The following is a 3,651-nucleotide window of genomic DNA, read 5'->3' as shown; positions in this document are numbered from 1 at the left end:
GGGCCAACCCCACCACGCGGCGGTGGATACGGTCGACGGGTCAGGACTGAAGTGGAGGCCGCTGTCGAAGCGCAGCTCCGAAATCGCCCCGCACAGTTTGTTGATCCGTCCTTAGTTCTTCGAGTCAGAATGAATGGGATGCTTCTTGAGGAGGACTGGCAGGCGCTTGGCCTGACTTTGCTGTCTAGCGACGATGACAAGAACATTGTCCTGTTCTCTTCTGCCGGCGATCTTGCCGCACTCATTCGACGCCTTGAAGCCTACGACGGCCCAATCCCTGCCGGACAGGCAAGTCGGCGATACGAAGGCTTCGTATCTCGAATCGAAGATGTTGGAACGTTGGCGCCCCGGGATCGCATCGGTATTCGGTTCCGGGAAGCCGGGTTAACGGACGCCACCGATCTGCGGGACGACCAAGTCTATACCGTCGATGTCGAGCTTTGGGATTTCGGGGGACGCGCGGCGCGGCAGCGCAAAGCAAATGAGATAGAGGCCTTTATCAACGCTCAGAATGGCGAAGTACACGACACTTACATTGGTCCCTCAATCACCCTTTTGCGCGCCAGTGCCGCTGGAAAGGCGTTGCGTCCTCTGCTCTCGGTTCCCGAGATTGCCTACATCGACCTGCCGCCGCTCCCAGACCTTGAGGCCGTTGATCTCGTCAGGATGGAACTGCCTGATGCACCAGCTATTCTGCCAGCTGATCCAGACGCGCCAGTGATTGGTATTCTTGATAGCGGCCTGAATGAACACCCGTTTCTGGAAGGAAGTATTGCCGGTTTCACTGCCTTTCCCACAGCACTTGGCACGGCAGATGTTTGGGGTCACGGAACACGCGTGGCAGGCGTTGCCGTATTTGGGGACCTTCGCGGACTCGCTCCGGGTCAACTAGTCCAACCTAACGCAAGACTTGTCTCCGCCAAAGTTGTTCAGGACGATGGCAGCTTTTACGAGCGGCGGACGTTGCCCAGCCAGATGCGTGAGGCGATTGGGCGACTTCACGCAGATTACGGCTGTCGGATCTTCGTCCTGTCACTCGGAGATAGTAGGGCCCGTAATGAGGTCGGGAGGGTCGGGCCGTGGGCCGCTACGCTCGATGAATTGGTACGCGAACTCGACATTCTGATCTTCGTCTCGGCTGGAAACCGAATGCCCCGCGCCGGGGCTGCGGTCGAGCAGGGACTAACCGAGTACCCCAGCTACTTGCTTGAAGCAGCCAACCGGCTCTTCGAGCCGGCTGGAGCAGCAAACATCGTCACGGTCGGATCCCTCGCAAATGGTTCAGGTTTGGGCACTCGGCATTTGCACGATGCCCACGTGCAATCGATCACCAACGCCATGGAACCCTCGCCCTTTACACGATCTGGGCCGGGCGCCGCCGGAATCAGGAAGCCAGACTTTATCGATGTCGGCGGCACACTAGTGTTTGATGCGCCGTCAGCACGGCTTCAGGGCGCGCCGATGTTTGCTGAAGCTGGGGTGATTACGCTCAACCACGACTTCCTTCGCCAACTGCTAACCAGCGGGCACGGGACCTCCTATTCGGCTCCGATGCTAGCCAACAAGGCGGCTCATCTGCTACGCCGCTTTCCTTGGGCGTCTTCAAACCTGATCCGTGCACTTTTGGCAGGTGCGGCGACATTCCCTGATCCAGCCGGGCAGGTGCTTGCGGCGCTTAGTGAAGATGACAAGGCTCGAATCTGCGGCAATGGGCAGGTCGACACCCTCCGGGCCGCCTATTCAGACGATCATCGCGTGGTGCTCTATTCGGAAGCGCGATTGGAGATTAACCAGTTCGCGGTCTATCGAGTTCCGATCCCACCAGAGTTTCAGGGAAACGGTCGACGAACTATCAGGGTGTCTCTGGCGTTCAACCCACCTGTCCGACGTACCCGCGCTGAGTACATCGGGACGAAAATGAACTTCCGTCTGCTGCGCGGCTGCGATGTAGAGGATCTGTCTGAGCATTTCCGGGCGCGAGGTGCCGACGAGGGGGACCCGCCAGATATTCCAAACCGTTTCAAATGCAATCTCGAACCAACGCCGAACCGGCGGGACGGGAATACCTTACAGACTGCGGCAAAGACCTATCAAAAAGACACAACCGAGTATGGCGACGAGTATTATCTTGTTGTGCGATGCATAGGAGGTTGGGCCGAAGATCAGGAAGTGGCGCAAGATTTTGCGGTAGCTATTGAACTCGAGCACCAGCCGGGGATCCAGCTTTATGCCCGCCTGAGGCAGCGGATCAGGGTGTAATCGTTCCTGCCCACAGCCACGGCAGCACACAGCCGCTCGAGAAAGCCTGTTGCACATGCTACGCGGCCTGGTCGTTACGAAGTTGCGCTAACCTTTCGCGCGGGGCCGATCCGATGGCGGAGGATAAAGCCTTCAGCTTGCGTCTGATCGTAGACGTCGAACGAAAGGTGCGCTTTGGGCTGCCAAACACGCCCAAATTCAATGGCGCAAGTTGTCGGCACCGCTGGAAAAACAGACAGTTCGACGTCCGGTCCATGCTGGGCTCGTATCTCGTCGAAGATCTTTCCAACCAAAATTCGATAACCTGCAAGATCCGCTTGATTGCGAAGTTCGTTTGCCCCAATGCGGCTGCTCCGGATTTCCCAGATTGACACATCTTGTCCTGGAAGTGCCGCGCGAACACGATCGTCAGTAATCTCAGCGGTTACAGAAAGTTTGAGTGCCACAGTCTTCGATCCAGCCGGTCCAACAACTCGGCCAAAGTTGAGCCCTTCGCCGTCGTTTGGCCAGGTCCAGCCGGGGTTTGGCTCGCGATGGCGCCCGTAAACGGTTGCTTCCGAAAGATCTGACAGCAAACGACCAAGCTCCATTAGAATGGGGATCGGCGCGAATCCAAAGATTGCGAGGTGCTCGAGATCGCCTTCTTGGTAGCGGCCACGAATCTCTCGATCAAACCTCGCTCGCAGGTTTCCAATCTCGGTGGGATAGTATGTCGGGTCACTGTCTTTGTGGTCCATTCCCCTGATCTTGATGTCGATCGGAGCGCGGTCTGCCAAGGTGAAGTTGGGTGTCAATGCGTCGATGCAAGCTTTGAGAGGAACAGCGGTCTCGTTGTCACCGACCGTCGCGCTGATCCGTAGGATGTGCGCCGCAGTTGCACTCGGGTTAGACATAAGCCGATCCAGGCGGTCTTCATGGCGCCGCTTCATCTCTCGGAGAGTCTCGACCGTGTAGCGCTGAATTTTTTGGGGATCGTCGATCTCCCTGTGGTGTGGATCGCACATCAGCATCAAGTTCTCTGGAGCATCTGACAGCTGATGAGACAACACTGGATCACCGCGTTCGCCCCCTGGATCGGAGGCGATGATATGCGCCAGGTATGATTGGTTCTTGTTAAGGTCGCCGGTGACAAGATCACCGTCCAGCCGTTTTCCACAGCCGGCAAACTGACATCGACCGCCGGCGCGTCCCCAAACCACCATCCGAGCAATCAGTGACGGGCTGCGCCCCCTAGCCATCATGTGCCTCGCTCTCAAGCTCCCTCATTTCACGGATGGAGATTGGCCCGGGAGCGTTTGCGCCACGCCACGCTCCATAGAGGTGCCATATCTCATAATGATGCAGCCACTCAGAAGCCCACGGGACCGTCGTGTCGGCGATCAACATCGTGTT

2 protein-coding genes are annotated in these 3,651 nt (G+C 57.7%); one reads left to right on the top strand and one right to left on the bottom strand.

Features of this window, described 5'->3' with window-relative positions:
• The first annotated feature begins 138 nt into the window (after positions 1-138).
• A complete protein-coding gene (locus RMO18_RS11080) occupies positions 139-2,259 on the top strand; it encodes a S8 family peptidase (protein ID WP_309665932.1) in 2,121 nt (706 codons plus the stop codon).
• A 74-nt stretch (positions 2,260-2,333) separates the two neighbouring features.
• On the opposite strand, the gene RMO18_RS11075 is transcribed toward RMO18_RS11080, so the two are convergent.
• Positions 2,334-3,497 carry an SAVED domain-containing protein gene (locus RMO18_RS11075; protein WP_309665931.1) on the bottom strand — a complete coding sequence of 388 codons (1,164 nt, stop codon included), beginning with the start codon at positions 3,495-3,497 and terminating at the stop codon, positions 2,334-2,336.
• Positions 3,498-3,651: the final 154 nt, after the last annotated feature.

It is taken from the genome of Tabrizicola sp., from assembly GCF_031377265.1.
Classification (GTDB): Bacteria; Pseudomonadota; Alphaproteobacteria; order Rhodobacterales; family Rhodobacteraceae; genus JAUYQR01.
This window is presented reverse-complemented; position numbering and strand designations above follow the sequence as displayed.